At 68.1% G+C, this 15,190-nt stretch carries 26 protein-coding genes and 1 tRNA gene; 26 read left to right on the forward strand and 1 reads right to left on the reverse strand.

What is annotated here, in order from left to right; translation table 11 throughout:
* Positions 1-32 precede the first annotated feature (32 nt).
* From MTDSW087_RS30435 to MTDSW087_RS24710, 23 genes are all read left to right on the forward strand, one after another.
* Positions 33-185: a hypothetical protein gene (locus MTDSW087_RS30435; RefSeq protein WP_186383990.1), complete on the forward strand. Its 153-nt coding sequence runs from the start codon at positions 33-35 to the stop codon at positions 183-185.
* The gene (locus MTDSW087_RS24605) at positions 173-1,225 is read left to right on the forward strand and encodes a PD-(D/E)XK nuclease family protein (protein WP_144767582.1); all 1,053 of its coding nucleotides are present in this window, start codon (positions 173-175) and stop codon (positions 1,223-1,225) included. The genes MTDSW087_RS30435 and MTDSW087_RS24605 overlap by 13 nt, the downstream gene beginning before the upstream one ends.
* Positions 1,213-1,629, forward strand: coding sequence for an RNA polymerase sigma factor sigma-70 region 4 domain-containing protein (locus MTDSW087_RS24610; RefSeq protein WP_144767584.1), 417 nt, complete (start codon positions 1,213-1,215; stop codon positions 1,627-1,629). The genes MTDSW087_RS24605 and MTDSW087_RS24610 overlap by 13 nt, the downstream gene beginning before the upstream one ends.
* Entirely contained in the window at positions 1,622-3,316 is a 1,695-nt protein-coding gene (locus tag MTDSW087_RS24615; RefSeq protein WP_144767586.1) for a hypothetical protein, read from the forward strand. The genes MTDSW087_RS24610 and MTDSW087_RS24615 overlap by 8 nt, the downstream gene beginning before the upstream one ends.
* A complete protein-coding gene (locus MTDSW087_RS24620; RefSeq protein ID WP_144767588.1) occupies positions 3,316-3,546 on the forward strand; it encodes a hypothetical protein in 231 nt (76 codons plus the stop codon). Before MTDSW087_RS24615 ends, MTDSW087_RS24620 begins: the two co-directional genes overlap by 1 nt.
* Positions 3,543-4,109 carry a 3'-5' exonuclease gene (locus MTDSW087_RS24625; RefSeq protein ID WP_144767590.1) on the forward strand — a complete coding sequence of 189 codons (567 nt, stop codon included), beginning with the start codon at positions 3,543-3,545 and terminating at the stop codon, positions 4,107-4,109. Before MTDSW087_RS24620 ends, MTDSW087_RS24625 begins: the two co-directional genes overlap by 4 nt.
* Positions 4,106-4,432 (forward strand): hypothetical protein, encoded by a 327-nt coding sequence (locus tag MTDSW087_RS24630; protein WP_144767592.1) that lies wholly within the window; start codon positions 4,106-4,108, stop codon positions 4,430-4,432. Before MTDSW087_RS24625 ends, MTDSW087_RS24630 begins: the two co-directional genes overlap by 4 nt.
* A gap of 12 nt (positions 4,433-4,444) precedes the next feature.
* Positions 4,445-4,651, forward strand: coding sequence for a hypothetical protein (locus tag MTDSW087_RS24635; RefSeq protein WP_144767593.1), 207 nt, complete (start codon positions 4,445-4,447; stop codon positions 4,649-4,651).
* Entirely contained in the window at positions 4,638-5,081 is a 444-nt protein-coding gene (locus tag MTDSW087_RS24640) for a hypothetical protein (protein ID WP_144767595.1), read from the forward strand. The genes MTDSW087_RS24635 and MTDSW087_RS24640 overlap by 14 nt, the downstream gene beginning before the upstream one ends.
* Before the next feature lie 271 nt (positions 5,082-5,352).
* On the forward strand, positions 5,353-5,781 hold the full coding sequence (locus tag MTDSW087_RS24645; RefSeq protein ID WP_144767597.1) for a hypothetical protein: 429 nt from the start codon (positions 5,353-5,355) through the stop codon (positions 5,779-5,781).
* Between the two features lie 22 nt (positions 5,782-5,803).
* Positions 5,804-6,337 carry a zinc-finger-containing protein gene (locus MTDSW087_RS24650; protein WP_144767599.1) on the forward strand — a complete coding sequence of 178 codons (534 nt, stop codon included), beginning with the start codon at positions 5,804-5,806 and terminating at the stop codon, positions 6,335-6,337.
* The gene (locus tag MTDSW087_RS24655; RefSeq protein ID WP_144767601.1) at positions 6,338-7,210 is read left to right on the forward strand and encodes a class I SAM-dependent methyltransferase; all 873 of its coding nucleotides are present in this window, start codon (positions 6,338-6,340) and stop codon (positions 7,208-7,210) included.
* Positions 7,207-7,599, forward strand: coding sequence for a hypothetical protein (locus MTDSW087_RS24660; RefSeq protein ID WP_144767603.1), 393 nt, complete (start codon positions 7,207-7,209; stop codon positions 7,597-7,599). Before MTDSW087_RS24655 ends, MTDSW087_RS24660 begins: the two co-directional genes overlap by 4 nt.
* Positions 7,600-7,885: 286 nt before the next feature.
* Positions 7,886-8,335 carry a hypothetical protein gene (locus MTDSW087_RS24665; protein ID WP_144767605.1) on the forward strand — a complete coding sequence of 150 codons (450 nt, stop codon included), beginning with the start codon at positions 7,886-7,888 and terminating at the stop codon, positions 8,333-8,335.
* Positions 8,328-9,185: a phage Gp37/Gp68 family protein gene (locus MTDSW087_RS24670; protein WP_144767607.1), complete on the forward strand. Its 858-nt coding sequence runs from the start codon at positions 8,328-8,330 to the stop codon at positions 9,183-9,185. The genes MTDSW087_RS24665 and MTDSW087_RS24670 overlap by 8 nt, the downstream gene beginning before the upstream one ends.
* The gene (locus MTDSW087_RS24675) at positions 9,178-9,396 is read left to right on the forward strand and encodes a hypothetical protein (protein ID WP_144767609.1); all 219 of its coding nucleotides are present in this window, start codon (positions 9,178-9,180) and stop codon (positions 9,394-9,396) included. The genes MTDSW087_RS24670 and MTDSW087_RS24675 overlap by 8 nt, the downstream gene beginning before the upstream one ends.
* A complete protein-coding gene (locus MTDSW087_RS24680) occupies positions 9,393-9,578 on the forward strand; it encodes a hypothetical protein (RefSeq protein WP_144767610.1) in 186 nt (61 codons plus the stop codon). The genes MTDSW087_RS24675 and MTDSW087_RS24680 overlap by 4 nt, the downstream gene beginning before the upstream one ends.
* Before the next feature lie 2 nt (positions 9,579-9,580).
* Positions 9,581-9,886 carry a hypothetical protein gene (locus tag MTDSW087_RS24685; protein ID WP_144767612.1) on the forward strand — a complete coding sequence of 102 codons (306 nt, stop codon included), beginning with the start codon at positions 9,581-9,583 and terminating at the stop codon, positions 9,884-9,886.
* Positions 9,883-10,203 (forward strand): helix-turn-helix domain-containing protein, encoded by a 321-nt coding sequence (locus MTDSW087_RS24690; protein WP_210248309.1) that lies wholly within the window; start codon positions 9,883-9,885, stop codon positions 10,201-10,203. Before MTDSW087_RS24685 ends, MTDSW087_RS24690 begins: the two co-directional genes overlap by 4 nt.
* Positions 10,203-10,652 carry a hypothetical protein gene (locus tag MTDSW087_RS24695; RefSeq protein ID WP_144767614.1) on the forward strand — a complete coding sequence of 150 codons (450 nt, stop codon included), beginning with the start codon at positions 10,203-10,205 and terminating at the stop codon, positions 10,650-10,652. The genes MTDSW087_RS24690 and MTDSW087_RS24695 overlap by 1 nt, the downstream gene beginning before the upstream one ends.
* A complete protein-coding gene (locus MTDSW087_RS24700) occupies positions 10,649-10,867 on the forward strand; it encodes a hypothetical protein (RefSeq protein WP_144767615.1) in 219 nt (72 codons plus the stop codon). The genes MTDSW087_RS24695 and MTDSW087_RS24700 overlap by 4 nt, the downstream gene beginning before the upstream one ends.
* Positions 10,864-11,127 carry a hypothetical protein gene (locus MTDSW087_RS24705; protein ID WP_144767617.1) on the forward strand — a complete coding sequence of 88 codons (264 nt, stop codon included), beginning with the start codon at positions 10,864-10,866 and terminating at the stop codon, positions 11,125-11,127. Before MTDSW087_RS24700 ends, MTDSW087_RS24705 begins: the two co-directional genes overlap by 4 nt.
* A gap of 12 nt (positions 11,128-11,139) precedes the next feature.
* The gene (locus MTDSW087_RS24710; RefSeq protein ID WP_238178728.1) at positions 11,140-12,339 is read left to right on the forward strand and encodes a site-specific integrase; all 1,200 of its coding nucleotides are present in this window, start codon (positions 11,140-11,142) and stop codon (positions 12,337-12,339) included.
* A gap of 131 nt (positions 12,340-12,470) precedes the next feature.
* Here the strand turns inward: MTDSW087_RS24710 and MTDSW087_RS24715 are convergent.
* Positions 12,471-12,546: transfer RNA gene (locus MTDSW087_RS24715), tRNA-Asn, on the reverse strand.
* 1,016 nt (positions 12,547-13,562) lie between these two features.
* Between MTDSW087_RS24715 and MTDSW087_RS24720 the strand changes: the two genes are divergently transcribed.
* The 3 genes from MTDSW087_RS24720 (at position 13,563) to MTDSW087_RS24730 (ending at position 14,933) form a co-directional block, all read left to right on the forward strand.
* The gene (locus MTDSW087_RS24720) at positions 13,563-13,817 is read left to right on the forward strand and encodes a hypothetical protein (protein WP_144767619.1); all 255 of its coding nucleotides are present in this window, start codon (positions 13,563-13,565) and stop codon (positions 13,815-13,817) included.
* Between the two features lie 345 nt (positions 13,818-14,162).
* Positions 14,163-14,699 (forward strand): hypothetical protein, encoded by a 537-nt coding sequence (locus MTDSW087_RS24725; RefSeq protein WP_144767621.1) that lies wholly within the window; start codon positions 14,163-14,165, stop codon positions 14,697-14,699.
* 54 nt (positions 14,700-14,753) lie between these two features.
* Positions 14,754-14,933, forward strand: coding sequence for a hypothetical protein (locus MTDSW087_RS24730; RefSeq protein WP_144767623.1), 180 nt, complete (start codon positions 14,754-14,756; stop codon positions 14,931-14,933).
* The last annotated feature ends 257 nt before the right edge of the window (positions 14,934-15,190 follow it).

Genomic DNA, 15,190 nt, shown 5'->3' on the forward strand with positions numbered 1-15,190 from the left:
AGGTTCAGCGCCAACCGCTGCCGAGAACCACGATGCTGCGTAAGCCCGTCACCTCCCGTCTCGCGTTCGTCGGGCTGCTCGTCCTGGTCGCGGCGGCGGGGCACTCGCCCTTAGCGCTCTGGGTCGCCCTCGCCGTCATCGGCCTGATCGCCAACCTCGTGGTGAGCGCGCCATGCAGCCGGTGATTCCGCACGAGGGCATGGAGCCCGGCGTCTACTTCGGACTTTCGGAGGACGCCTACCACGCGGATCCGGCGCTCGGGTCGACCGATCTCCGCCGGCTGCTCGTGGCCCCGTCCGAGTTCCACTGGACGTGGGCGGGCAACCCGGATCCCGAGACGCAGGAGGATACCGACGCGCTGACGTTCGGCCGGGCGGTGCACAAGCTCGTGCTCGAAGGGACGAACGCCTTCCAGGGCCTCTACGCGCCAAAGCCGGAGGGGCCCGACGTCCTGGTCACCGCCGAGGACATGAAGGTGTGGCTGCGCAACCGCGGCCTGCTCGACAAGGGCACCAAGGAATCGATGGCGGATCGCATCCACGCGATCGATCCCGGTGTGAAGATCCAGGACGTCATCCTCGCCGAGGCCAAGCGGAACGGCCGGGAGATCCTGACCGACACCGCCTATCGCCGCATCATGCTGGCGTCGGCCTACATCACGAAGAACCCGCACCTCGCGCGGTCCTTCGCGGGCGGCCAGAGCGAGGTGTCGATCTTCTGGATCCGGCGCGGCGTCCGGCTGAAGGCGCGCCTCGATTATCTCCGGGTGGTCCGCTGGCAGGACCGGCGCTGCGCGGTGATCTCGGACCTCAAGAGCTTCGGCCGGGTGAAGCCGGGCCAGCCCCTCGCGCAGGCGGTGACCGAGGCCGCGGCCGGCTACAAGCATCAGGCCGCCCACTACATGGACGGGCTGGCGCACGCGAAGCGCATGATCCGGGACGGGATCGTGCACGGCTTCGTCGACCGGGAATGGCTGGAGCGCGTCGCGACCGCGCAGACGATGCTGTTCGCCTTCGTCTTCTTCAAATCCCAGGGCTCGCCCTACGCGCAGGCAAAGCTGCTGCAGCCCCAGAACCCTCTCATCGAGATCGCTCAGCGGGATGTCGAGGCCGCCCTCGACACCTTCACCACCTACCACAACCACTTCGGCGCGGCCGGTCCGTGGGTGAGCCTCGAGGAGCCCCAGGAACTCTCGATCGACGAGGTGCCGCGATGGCTGCTGTGAACCGTGATGGCGAGTGGCTGACCTATGACGAAACCGCCAGCCGGCTCGGCATCACATACGGCACCGCCCGGCATCGGGCCCGGAAGAACGGCTGGGCGACCAGGACCGGCGGGGACGGGCGCATCCAGACGTTCGTCCCGAGCGCCGAGCTGCCGATCCCCGATCTGCGCGAAGCCGGCCTGCTGCCTCCCGAGCTCGCCGCCTTCTTCGAGCGAGTGGCCACCGCCTTCGAGGAATCGGCGGCCGGCCTCGCCGTGGAAGCTGGCCGGCTGAGAGCTGACGGGAACGAGCATGCTGCTCAGGCCGGGTTCTCGACCGGCATCGCCTTCGGCTGCGTGGCCCTCGTGTTCCGCGCCGCCCTGAACCCTCCCGCCCCCGTTGCCGAGGAAAACGCCGATGTATGACGACGACAGCCCGAGCCAGAACCAGCCGGGGTTTGCCGGTCGGATGGAGCTGCAGAAGACCGGGACCTATGCCGCGACCCGCGCGGCTATCGACGTCCAGATCTCGACGGCGAAGGCCTACCCCCGCAGCCTGCAGCAGGTGTCGCGCAACCTCGTGCAGTACTGCACGGGCGACGATCAGACCGCCGAATCGTGCATCTACTCCCTGAGCCGCGGGGGCAAGACGATCCGCGGCCCCTCGATCCGCTTCGCCGAGATCCTGGCGGCCTCGTGGGGGCACCTGCGCGTGGATGCCCGGATCGTGGACGAGGGCCGGGATTTCATCGTGGTGCGCGGCGAGTGCCACGATCTCCAGAGCAACAACGTCTGGGCGCAGGACGTGACCCGCCGCATCACGAACAGCGGCGGCAAGCGCTACGACGCGGACCTGATCGGCGTCACCATGATGGCGGCCGCCTCGATCGCGCAGCGCGACAGCGTGCTGAAGTGCATCCCGCCCTTCATCTGGCGACCGGCCTTCGACGCCTGCATGAGCCGAATCGTGGGGGACGTGAAGACCCTCAACGATCGGCGCATCAAGGCGGTCGGGCAGTTCTCGATGCTGGGCGTCACAGCCGATCAGGTCTTCAAGAAGTTCGGCGTCGCCAGCATCAACGAGATCACGGCCGACCACTTGGTGGATCTGCTCGGCACCTTCAACGCCATCCGCGAGGGCGAGACCACGGTGGAGGCGCAGTTCGGCGACACGCGCATCACGACGCGTGCGCTCGGCGGCTCGCCGCTGGCCGCGCAGGAGGACGACGGCAAGGACGAGCCGGCCGGCGGACAGCAGGAGCAGGCACCGGCTGCCGTGGAGCAGCCGGCCCGGCCCGATCCAGCCCCAGCCGAACCTGCACCAGTCGCCCAGCAGCGCGCGTCTGACCCGGAGCCGGCCCGGCCCGGCCGGAAGGCGCCCGAGGCGAAGAAGGAGGAGCCCCGGCAGCGCGGCACCCGGCGCGACCGCGATGCCGATGCGGCGGCGGCCACGCACCGGGAGGAGCCGGCCCCGCAGCCGCAGCCGCAGCCGCAGCCCGCACCGGCCGCGGCCCCGTCGCCCGAGCCGGCGCCTCCGAACGCCCTCTCGGTCGGTGCGCTCCTCCGCTTCTGGGAGAACGACTGCGCGCGCTGCAACACGCGTGAGGAGCTGAGGGCGCTCGCCGTCTCCTACGGCCCGAAGTTCGAGGGCAAACTCAACGAGGCGGAGGAGCGCGAAGTCGGCGAGATCTACGGCGCGCGAGCCGAGGAGATCGGCAAGGAGGAGGCCGCGCGCAGCCAGAGGCAGGCGGCCAGCGCTTACGAGGCCGCCAAGAACGGGGAGCAGCCGGACCCGCCGCCCCCGGCGGCCCGCCCCGCCTCACCTGATCCGACGCCGCAGCCGGCCGCGGCGAGGCCGGAGCCCGCGCCCGCTGCAGCACCTCCGGTCTCCACCATGATCGAGCGGTGCTCGGACGTGGCCCCCAGCGATCCGGCGGCGCGGAAGATCTGGGAGGAGATCGTCATCGACCTCGACAGCTCCAAGAACAAGCAGGAGGTGCAGGATCGGTACGAGGCCCTGGAGAAGTCCGGCAAGATCGCACAGCTGCCGCAGGATGATGCGCTGAACATCCGCACGGTGCGCTTCCGGATCAAGAACTCGAAGCCGGCGTGATGCCTCCCGGCCTCTGCACCCTCACCATGACGTCCTGGCACGGCGAGCTGCCCGTGCCGGGCCATTACGTGAAGGCGCCCCGGGGCCGGACGGCCTTCCTGATCGTCGAGGTGCGGCGACCGATCAGGGCAGGGGCGCGCTACGCCGCCCGATTCATCTGCGAGCGCGCCAATCCCGCGCGCCTCTCGGCCGATGCGGTGGTGCACACCTTCTACTGGAATCCGCGATGAGCGTCCTGACCTTCGACGTGGAGACGTCGGGACTGGTAGTGCGCGACAAGCCCTTGGACGATCCGGTGCAGCCGCGGATCGTTCAGCTCGGGTTCGTCGTGCACTCCACCGACCGGCGGCTGATGCACACGTACTGCTCGCTGATCCGGCCGGACGGCTGGGAGATCACGCCCGAGGCGCAGGCGGTCCACGGCTACAGCACCGAGGATTGCGCCCGGTGGGGTGTCGACGCGAAGGTGGCTCTGCTCGACTTCGTGTCGGCGCTCGGCTGCGTCCGCACCGTGGTGGCGCACTCCTTCTCGAACGATGCCGCGCTGATCCAGCGGGAGCTGATGCTGCTCAAGGCCCGGGACGAGGGCCTGAGACGCACGCGCCTGCGCCGCTTCTGCACCATGCGGACCGGCGCGGCCATGACGAGCGACGGGAAATGGCCGTCGCTGGCCCGCCTGCACAAGCTCCTCACGGGCCAGGAGCACAGCAACCAGCATGACGCCCTCGGGGACGCGGCGGCCACGGCCACGTGCTTCTTGGGCTTGGTCGACCGGAGGATGGTGGAGCTATGAAGATCGGACAGCAGGAAGCCCGGGAGCTGGCCGAGGCCGGCGTCCTCGCGGACCAGATCGAGAAGATCCTCGCGGCGTCCGGCGCATCTTGGGGCGTCATCGGCGTCGCCATCGCAACCGCACTGGCCAACGGCGCGCACACCTCGGCGCCGAATGCCGGCCGGGCGCGCCGGCTGATCAACGAGACCCACGTGCTCGCCCGGCAGCTGCTGGTAGAGCTCGGCAACGAGGCGCTGAGCGACGCCGTGAAGGATCGGATGGCCGAGCTGATCGGGCAGACGACCGGGCGCGCGTGGGCCGGCAGCCGCGATCGGCAGCTCTAACTGCGGGACAAGGTGCTTGACCTCCTCAGGGGCGAGCAGCGGATCGATGTAGCGGCAGTGATGCAGACCATCCTGGCGAACATGGTCTGCGACCGGGCCGAATCGCTGGAGCACGCCGATCGCGGCCTTGCCGCCGTGACGGGCGACATGCGCCGGGTCGCCATCGAGCGATTCGATTCGGGGCTCCACGCCGCGTCTCCTGCCCATGGCCGGGCCTGAGCAGCCGAAGCCGCGGCGCCGGCAGCCCGGCAAGCGCCTGAAGGAAGCGATCTTCGCCCGGCAGGCCGGGCGCTGCTACCTCAGCGGCGCCCCGCTCGGGTCCATCTGGGACTGCGAGTGGCACCACATCCCCGGCCTCGCCACGCGGCCCATCCGCGAGGACGGCAAGGACTACATCCCGGCGCAGCTCGACCCGGACTTCCTGTTCGCCGTCTCGCCCTGCCACCACAGCGAGAGCACCAACGGGCCCGCCGTCGAGAAGAAGCACCTGCTCCGGAAGGACCACGACAAATCGCGGGCTCAGCGCACGCGCGACCTGAGGGACTCGCACCGAGCGCACCTCAAGGCGATGTCGGAAAAAAAGCCAGGGCAGAGGCGACCCCGCAGCTCGCGGTGGCCCTCGCGCCCGTTCAAGCGGCCAGAGCGATAAAACGCAAATGCGTTGAACAAAAAACGCCAACGCATTCGCCATTCGGGTTGCGAGGCGTCCCGAACCGTGCTCAACTCGCGTTGTTGGCGGAACGCAAATCGCCAACGCGCATCCCACGAAACGCCATCAAGCGTCTTGTGGTGGGTTCGCAGGATGGCCTGTGAACTACGTGAACAACTCAGCCATCGCCGATTCTGCCTCGCAGTGAGCTTGCGGTCCTACAACCAGTAGTGCTCTTTAGCGAGAACGGAAACGGAACATCGAGGCCCTTATGCCCGTTCGAGACCCGAAGGATCGGTACGTTCTCATCGGCCACGAAGCGCTGGGCCAGGGCCTCACGCGCGGACAGCGGGCGGCGGATTTCCTCGAGGGGTTCTCGTCCGCATCGACGCCGCAACCCGTGATTCAATCCCGGCAGGTCTGCCGAGAGGTGCACCCGATGACACCCACTGCGGACGCCCTGGCCAAGCGAATCGTCGAGACCATCGGCAACGACCAGGACGCCAAGCACCCGGGCGCCGCCAACGTCCGCGAGGTGATCGATGCGCTGGCCCGCGCCTCGGCGATCCTGATGCGGGAATACGTCCAGGGTCTGCCGCCCGGCACCGATCTGCCGGCGGAGCTGCAGCGGCGGATCCAGGAGGAGCTGCATCAGGCTCCCCAGGCCGAGCACCGCCCTCTCAACGTCATCATGCATTGATCCATTCGCCGGAGCGGGAACCATGACTGCCGCGGTGACGCCGCCGACCTGTTCGACCTGTCAGAAGCTCTCCCGCCTGACGGACGGCCGCGAGATCTACCCGGGCCGTTCGGACCTGCACGCGAACCGGATCTACGTCTGCGACGGTTGCGGCGCCTATGTCGGCTGCCACGAGGGGTCGGACCGGCCGCTCGGGACGCTCGCAGGCCCGCAGCTGCGGGCCGCTCGGATCAAGCTGCACGAGCGCATGGTGGATCCGCTGTGGCGCTTCGCCGACCGCTGCGGCGCCTACGAGCCGGAGAGCGAGGCCGCCCGGGAGAAGATCCGGCGCGCCGCCCGTGTGCGGGTCTATTCCTTCCTCGCCGACCGGATGGGGCTCTCACGGGACGAGACACACGTCTCGATGTTCGACCTGGAGCAGTGCCGCGACGCGTGGCGAGCGCTCCAGGGCGTCACCTATCCCGAGATCCGGGCGTGGGCGCATGCGCGCCGCCATGCGGCGAAGTCGAAGCAGAAGCGGCCGGCTGCGGTCCCGATTGAGGGAACGGCGGCTTAGATGGCAAAGCTCACGAAAGTCCAGGCCAAGGCGCATACAGAGGCGGAGAAGATCCTGACGAAGGATCGGCTCTCCGATGACGAGCGCGAGTTCGTCATCGAGCATTGGCAGGAGAGCGCCCGGCATATCAATTCAATCGCCGGCGCCTTCTTCACACCCTGGGGGCTGGCTTGCGACTTCGCAGTCGAGGTTGGACCCGGCCGCATCATAGACCTCTGTGCCGGCATGGGCACGCTGTCGCTGGCCTGCCTCTGGCACAACATCCACGGCGTGACGGACCTCGTCTGCATCGAGGCCAACCCGGACTACGCCGCCGTTGGAATGAAGCTGGTCCCGGAGGCGCGCTGGATTGTCGGCGACGTGTTCGCCCTGCCGCCGGGCCTCGGCCGCTTCGACCTCGCGATCAGCAATCCACCCTTCGGCGCGATCAAACGTGCTGCCTCGGCGCCCCGGTTCACCGGCAAGCAGTTCGAGATGCATGTCATCGACATCGCGTCGGACCTCGCAGACCGCGGCGTGTTCATCCTGCCGCAGAATTCAGCACCGTTCCGCTACTCAAACTGCCCTAACGGCGGCTGGCCCACGACCGTCCGGGACGGCATCGGCAACGGCTACCTGCACTGCCCGTCTGATCCTCACGACAAGCTTCTCGCGCAGACGGGCATCATCCTCGAACCCAACTGCGGAATCGACACCGGTCACTATCGCGACCTCTGGCACGGCACCTCGCCCGTCACAGAGATCGTGCTCACCGATTTCATCGAGGCGCGCGCGCGGCGCGCAGGGCCTCCAACCGTCGCCGAGGCCGAGATCATCGCACGCCCGACTGAGCCTGTCGCCGCCCAACCCGATCTGTTTGGAGCCGCAGCATGACGACGCTGACGCCGACCCGCGAGCTGTGGGAGGAGGGCCTGCGGCTGTCTCGGGAGCGGGTTTTCTCGCGCCCGCCCTCCGACGCCTTCGATGCGTGCGAGCAGCGGATGCTGGTCGAAAGCCTCGAATCGGTGATGCGGCCAATCGCCGACATGCTGGACCTCGGCATGAGCGAGGAGCGGGCGCTCTCCCTCGCGGAGAATGCGATGGCGAACGTCATCGGCAGCCTGACGATGACGCTGTCCGCGGCCGAGCCGGATCCCGCCTGGCGCCGGTCACTCCACATGCTCGTCGGTATCAAGCAGCGCCTGAAGGGGACGCTCTTCAACCTGCCGGATGAGCACACCACCGTGCACCACGGTGCGCAGCCTCAGAGCGGGCGGGCCTGATGGGCCTGCGCGCCGATCACCTTCACGATCCCTACCTCGTCGGCAACGGCGCATGGTGCTCGTCGTGCTGCCCGGACGGGCCGCCCGAAGATCTCGACCAATCCCGATTCCGCCGCGGCTGCAACGAGTGCGGCGGCCGGGGGCGGGTGCCCTTCTACGCCGAGACCATCGTGCGCCTGACCCGCAGCGGCGGGATGCAGCCCGATCCGCCCATCGTCCCGCACAGGCCGTCCCCCGCGCGGGGCGTTGAGCGCGTCCGGCCAGTCCTTCGTAGGAGACCTGTCTGATGGCTGAGACCAGCACCGCGTCGCGACAGGTCCCGCAGGACCACCCCCTGATGATCGCGTGGGAGGCCTACAAGAAACGCCAGCGCTACGGCCAGATCCGCGAATGGGCGCAGCAGGAGGCGCACGTTGACGGCGCGCTGTGGGCTGCCTTCGAGCAGGGCTTCCGCGCCGCAAGCCTGATGCCGCATCCGAACCCGCCCGGCGGGCCCGAGGCGAATCCGGCCGGCGAGGCGCTCTATCGCGCCGCCGTCGAGCGCTCCCAGGCCGAGTTCCCGGAGGAGCGGGAGGCCCAGAGCCTGGAGGACGCAGTCCGCTTCATCGAGCGCTGGATGCCGGAGAGCCTGCCGGCGAACGAGCACGGGCAGATTCCGTTCGGCCGCGCGCTCCTGGAGATGGCGCTCGACGCCATGAAGGGCACCCTCGCGCAGCGGGAGGCGAGCCGTGGCTGAGAACAGCAAGATCGAGTGGACGCACCACACGATGAACTTCTGGGTCGGATGCACCCGGATCAGCCCAGCATGCGACAACTGCTATGCCGCCTCGTGGGCCAAGCGCACGGGGCAGGCGCAGCTCTGGGACGGTCAGCGCCGCCGGACCGCACCCGCGAACTGGCGCAAGCTGGTGAAGTGGGATGCCGCTGCCGCCGCGGCGGGTGAGCGGCACCGCGTGTTCTCGAACTCGCTGGCCGACTTCTTCGACAACCAGGTCTGGGACCGCTGGCGGAACGACGCGTGGCACTTCATTGCCCGCGCGCCGAACCTCGACTTCCTGCTCCTGACGAAGCGGCCACAGAACATCGCCAAGATGCTGCCGAGCCCGGAGATCGGCGCACCGGCCTGGGGCGAGGGCTGGTGCAACGTCTGGCTCGGCACCACCGTCGAGGACCGGGCGCGCCTGCGCAACGTCGACCACCTGCGGGCGGTGCCGGCGATCGTGCGCTTCCTGTCGATCGAGCCGCTGCTCGAAGACCTCGGCGAGATCGACCTGACGGGCATCCACCTCGTGATCGTCGGCGGCGAAAGCGGGCCCGGCGCGCGGCCGATGCATCCGGCATGGGTGCGCAGGATCCTTGAGCAATGCGCGGCAGCCGGAGTGGCCTTCTTCTTCAAGCAGTGGGGGGATTGGGGCCCCGACATACCATGGTTCACTGGGCTTAACCGCGAACTCGCCCGCATGGAGGGCTCACGGACAGGCCGCTGGCATCCGGCCTCAGACACCTTCCGCGTCGGGAAGAAGGCCGCCGGCCGCCTCCTGGATGGGGTCGAGCATAACGGCATGCCGGAGGTGCGCCATGGGTGAGTCGACTCGGCCCGGCATCACCTGCTCCTGGTGCGGCAAGCCGGTCCGCCCGAATGGGCCGCGGATGCGGATGCACCAGAGCGAGACGGTGGCCTTCAGCGGCCCGACCCTCGCTCACTTCCATCCCGAGTGCGGCGATGCGGTGCTCGACGCCTGCGAGCAGCACCTCGCCGAGGCGGCCGCAGCGGAGCGTGTGGAGGAGACCGCATGATCTCGCCCTCAGGACAGCGCTGCGCCTGCCCGCGCCGGGACGCCTACGACTGCTGGGCCTCCCGGTACCGCATCCCCGCCTACGAGGAGAGCGGCGACCCGAGCTTCATCGACGATGACGGCGGTCCCTGCGAGTGCACCTGCCACGACGAGTTCGCCTGCGAGGATGAGGGGGAGTGGTAGCCATGAGCTACGACGTCAGGAACCTGTTCTTCATCCGCTCGGATTGGGAGATCTACAGCACGGTCAAGGACGGGGTGATCATCGTTCGAGGCCGGCCGCGCGACAGCCTTGATACGAACCGAGAACCGATCGACGGGCACGAGATTACCCGGCTCGACTGGAAGGGCCATCTCTATGCTCCGGCGGTCCCGCTGCACGACGACATCCTGAGGCTGATCGGCCGGCGCATGTGCGACCTGGTGCGTGACGCGCTGGCGACCGGCTACGTCCAGGCGCAGCTCGATATCAAGAAGGCGCTCGGGCTGTGACCGAGGCCATCGCCGGCACCATTGCGACGCGGATGCGCAAGCTCCGGCAGGATCGCGGCCTGTCTCTCCAAGCCCTCGCCGATCGCGCCGGCATCGCGAAATCGCACGCTTGGGAAATAGAGCAGGGCAGATCCCGCAACCCGACCATCGCGACCGCGGTGGGCATTGCTCGCGCTCTCGGTGTGTCGCTCGACTATCTCACCGGCCTCACCGCCGCGCAGCCCGACCTGCACCCTGAGGCTCTTCGAATCGCCTGCGAGGTGGACGCTCTGCTTCGCGGGGCACCGTTGAACATCGAAGCGCAGGAGAACCGCTGATGGTCGCGTACAGCTTCAAGCGGCAGTTCATGCAGCCGATCCGCGAGCGCGTGAAGCCGCATACGCTGCGTGATTTCCGGCGCGGCCGCAGCCGGCACGCCCGGCCCGGCGAGCAGCTGCAGCTTTACGTCGGGATGCGCACGAGCAGTTGCGAGCTGATCGGCCGGGCGGTCTGCGACCGCTTTCAGAGCGTCAGCCTCGACTTCAGCGCTCCGAATCCGATTGTGCTGACCGATCTGGTCGAGGTGGGCTTCAGCACGTTCGAGGCCGCGGGCGAGCCTCAGGCGGTGCGCGCGGTCGACTCCTTCGCGGTCAGCGACGGCTTCGAGGACATCGAGGCCATGGCGCGCTTTTGGCGCGACACGCACGACACCAGCATATGGCAGGGGTGCCTCATCGGCTGGGACGTGACGACCCTGGTGCTGGCCGACGCGGCGGTGGCCGCATGAGCCGCCCCGAGATCTTCCTCCTCAGCGACTATACCCTCAGCGTCCTCGAGGACGTGATCCGGACCGGGCCGAGCTACGTCGCTGGCCCGGCCGATCAGCTCGTCTGCTTCCAGCTCGCGGCCCTCGGCTACATCCGCCGCACGCGCAACGAGACCGGGATCGGCTACCTCGCGACCGAGGCGGGCCGCCGTGAGGCCCGGAGGGCTCGGCGATGACGGAGCCGAAGCGCCGCCCCAAGCCGCCTCTCTCGGCCGAGCCCTGCTGCCTTTACCCGGACGAGAAGGAGATCGCCCTGGCGGTGCTGGGCCCGACCCGGGCGAAATACTGGACCGGCCTGGCGGTGGTGCTGGAGCGCGGCGGCCTGCCGAAGGTCGACCCCGAATTCGGCGGCCGCTACTGGCCGGCGGTGCGCGCCTTTCTGGACCAGCGCCACCATGTCGTGGACGATCCTTCTCGCCGCCGAACGAGTCGGTGAGAGGGAGCCAGAATGGCTAAGGATGACGCGTACCCGACGCCCGGCCTGCGTCGGATGAAGCGCAAGACCGGCCGGGTCGATTTCTACTGGATCTGCGGCGAGGACGCGGCCCGGAAGGGCTATCCGGTCAAGACGGTGGCGCTGCCGAGCAGCTGGGAGCTGCCGCAGCTCTCCGCCCGGTGCGTGATCCTCCAGCAGGAGCTGAGGCAGTGGCTCGCGAACCGGGCGCCGGAGCGCACCCACGCGCCGGCGGGCACGGTCTCCTGGCTCTGCCGCTCCTTCGAGACCGACGAGGCCTCGCCCTTCCACGAGCTCCGGCCCGACACGCGCCGGTTCTACAGCAAGTACGCGCAGCAGCTCGTCGACATGGCCGGGGATCAGCAGCTCGACGACGTCACCGGCAGCGAGGTCCGCCGCTGGTACCGCGAGTGGGAGAAGACCAAGGGCAAGCGCAGCGCCTATGCCGGCATCCAGACCCTGCGCCGCGTGGTCAGCTACGGCTGCGAGCTCCGCAACACCGCGAGCTTCGATCTGGCGAAGATGCTCGAGCGGATGGAGTTCAAGGCGCCGCGCGCGCGCAAGATGCGCCCGACCCACGAGCAGATCACGGCGGTGCGCGCCGCGGCGCACGAGGCCGGCCGGCCGAGCATCGCCCTCGCGGTCGCCCTGCAGTTCGAGCTGGGCCTCCGGCAGAAGGACGTGATCGGCGAGTGGCGCCGGCTCAAGGCGGGCGAGCAGGCCCCGGGCGCGATCACCGACAACGGCTGGATCTGGGATTGGGGCCTGACCTGGAACCACATCAGCGCGAGGCGGCTGCTCCAGAAGCCCACGTCCAAGAGCAACGGCGAGGAGATCGCCGAGCACGATCTCAACCTGCATCCGCAGATCCTGGCCGAGCTGCCGCCGCGGCTGGTCGGGCCCATCGTGGTCGACGAGCGGTCGGGGCTGCCCTGGCGGGCGAGCCACTTCTCGCACACCTTCCGGAAGATCGCCCGCGCGGCCGGCTGGCCGGACGGCCTCTGGAACATGGATTCGAGGGCGGGCGCGGTTTCCGAGGCCTTCGATGCCGGCGCCGATCCGGTCGACGTGATGCGGACCGCGACCCACACGCAGATGACGACGACCATGCTCTACGCCCGCGGCGCGGTGGTCCAGTCGTCCCGGGTGGCGGAGCTGCGCGCGGCCAGGAGACGCCAGCAGGATGGCGGCTGATCGGCAACGGGTTGAAGGGTGAACCGCACCGGAACACGGGCTCGGAAACGGCGTAACACCGACCGTAACACCCCCCACCTGCACAGGGGGAGGGGTCCCGTCTAAGTCACTGAAGATGTTCAGGAGCCTGGTGGCTCCCCGAGCAGGACTCGAACCTGCGACAAGGCGATTAACAGTCGCCTGCTCTACCAACTGAGCTATCGGGGATCGCGAGGGGGTGTCTACACAGGGTCGGGCCGGCTGGCAAGCACCAAATCGCAGGGTCGGTCAGCCGGGTCGAGGGGACGTGGCCTGTGCGCCACAGCGGCCCCGTCGTGACGGCCTGCGTGCAGGGGAAGGAGAGGCGGCAAGGCGCGTCCACGGACCGGGCAAGGCGCTGCCGAAGGGGCAGGATGATTGAGGAAACGCAGCCGCGCGCCGCGACGAGCGGCGGGCCGGGTCAGGATCCGAAAGGATGAAGGAAGTTTGGAGGCCTCGCCCGTTCTTCCAGATGGATGCCCGATCAATGGCTTGCGACTTCCAAACCCCTCCGGAAGCTCCATGCAATCACATGGCTTTTGAGCCGCCTCCCAACCCAGGGAGGGGGGTGGAGCCGCGGAAGCTGTCCAACCTCATGTTTCGAATGGAGCGGGTGTTCTCACGAAGCCGTGATGGCTGGGGACCGCGCGACATCGCTGCCGATTTCCCTGATCTGGTTGCGGGCTTCGCGTCGGGGCGGATCGCCGTCCGGATCGTTCGGCTCCCGTATGAGGTGTGCGAGCGAGCCTCCCTTGAGAAGCCGGAACTCTGCGGCACGGAAGGGCTTCAGCACGCTCGCATGAAGCTGGCCGCTGAGGCTTGGATGCGAGGGGAGGGGGCGTCAGATGCCCGAACAGAGGTCCGATGCCTCGTTGGCCGGGCGGACGCCTTCAGCCCCTCGCAGAATTGGGTTGTCGAGGTCGGCAACACGCCGCTCCGCAAACTCTTCGTCTGCGTGGACCATCCGACCCCGCATCGCTTCAGCCTGATCCCGTTCCAGCGGGCTCACTGGCAGGACCGAAGCGTGCGGCGGCTGCTGGCCTTGGACTTCGCCTGGGACCCGTCACTGACGCGCGAGATAGACGAGCGTCGGCGAGCACGCGCTTGGGCATGTGTTGCGGGGTTGGAGCTTGACCCACAGTTCACGTCGGCGGCCTACAAGGCTGCCCTCAAGTTTCCCTGCCCTGCCGCGGGAGCTTGAGGCGATGCGCGAGCGCTACGATTTCGCCGCCATTAATGAGCGGGGCGTCTACGCCTTGCACTCTGACGATGGCTCGGCAGATGGGCTCGCCTTTGTCAGGAAAGCGAGGGCGCGCGGGCACTGGGTTGAAAGGCTGCCGGTAGAAGAGGCTTGCGAGCGCCACATCGCCTACCTGCAAGCCACATGGCCTGCCTTTGCTGAGGTGTTCGCCCGCAAGGCAGAGGCATCCGGCATCCCCGTGCGTCGGGTTGTCTCCTGAGCGGTTGGTTAGGGGGTGGAGGGTTTGGTTTTCGGTGGGGTGCGTTCGCGGCGCCTGATTTCCCGATCCACCGCGCTCCGAACGAAGCCAGCATTGTCCTCACCCTCGGCGAGCACGGCTTTGATCCGCTCGCGGGTGCCTGGGACGAACCGGATCAGCACCGGCTCATGCTCGTTCTTCGGTCGCGCCACACGACGGGTTGAACGAGATATCTCCGATGCCGTCAAGGGTTGTGCCTGCCGAGCCATTATCTGCACGTTTCCGAGATATCTCGGATTGCGTCATAGCACGGATCATCCTATGGTGCGAGGCGTGATGCGAGATATCTCGGAAGGGAGCGTTGCGATGCCTCAGACTGCCGCCAACAAGGAGGCTGACGCGCTCCTCAAGCCGGTCTTCAAGTCGTTCAAGAGACAGGCTGTGAGTGCCATCAGGGAGGCGCAGGCCAAGATCGCCGATCTTTTGCGTGTCTCCTATGATGCTCCGGCCGTAGCGCGGCCAGACGATCTACCGGCGCCTCGCCTTCAGCTCCGCTGGGAGGAGACACAGGACGGATCTCATCCGCGCGTCTGTCACTATGAACTCGTCTTCCCTCTGCATCAGCATGACATCCGGAATGATCCGGGTACCGGGTATGCGGTGGTTCAACTCGGGCGCACGATGCAGGGCGGCGCAGATGTCGATTGGGATACGTGCGACCTCGCCGACCGGACGCCTTTCCGAGACGGCGTGCACGCTCAGTGGGACGCGGCTGTGTTCGGAGGGCTGCCAACTTACATCATCGCGCCAACTGGCCGGCACGCCCTCGTCAAGCTGAGCGCTGAAAAGCTTGCCGCCGTTGAAAAGCAGGTTGCGTCACTGCTGGCGAAGCGCGCCGCCTAACCCCCTCCACCCAATCGGCGGCTTAAGCCGCGTCAGCCAGAGCAGGATAGGATGATGCCTGACGCGAACGATCCCCTCCACGACCTCTGCCGAGCCTTCATCGAGAAGCACCGCATCTCGTGTCCGGAGGCGACTGCCGAAGATCGTGTCTACGAGCACGCGCCTGAACTGGTCTACGAAATCGCCAAGATCGTCGGCTTCTACCGCTACCCGGATGAGGAGGGCGACGAATGATGCGTCCCACTATCCAGTTTGGCTGGGGCGCCCCGAGCTTCGCGGAGCAGGTTCCGGCTCTGCCGCCTGCCGACGCCGAGCGGGCTGACGCGATCAGCAAAGCGATCACGCTCCTCTCTGTTCACGGCATCATCACCGAGGGCGAGCGCGACCGCGCCTGTCCGTCGTCAGATGATTTGAGACGGTTTGCGGTGCTCAGGAACGGAGGCTCTGGTCCACCTTGGTTGAGAGGTTAGGCAGCCTGCGCGTGGTGGCGC

It is taken from the genome of Methylobacterium dankookense (genome assembly GCF_902141855.1).
Classification (GTDB): Bacteria; Pseudomonadota; Alphaproteobacteria; order Rhizobiales; family Beijerinckiaceae; genus Methylobacterium; species Methylobacterium dankookense.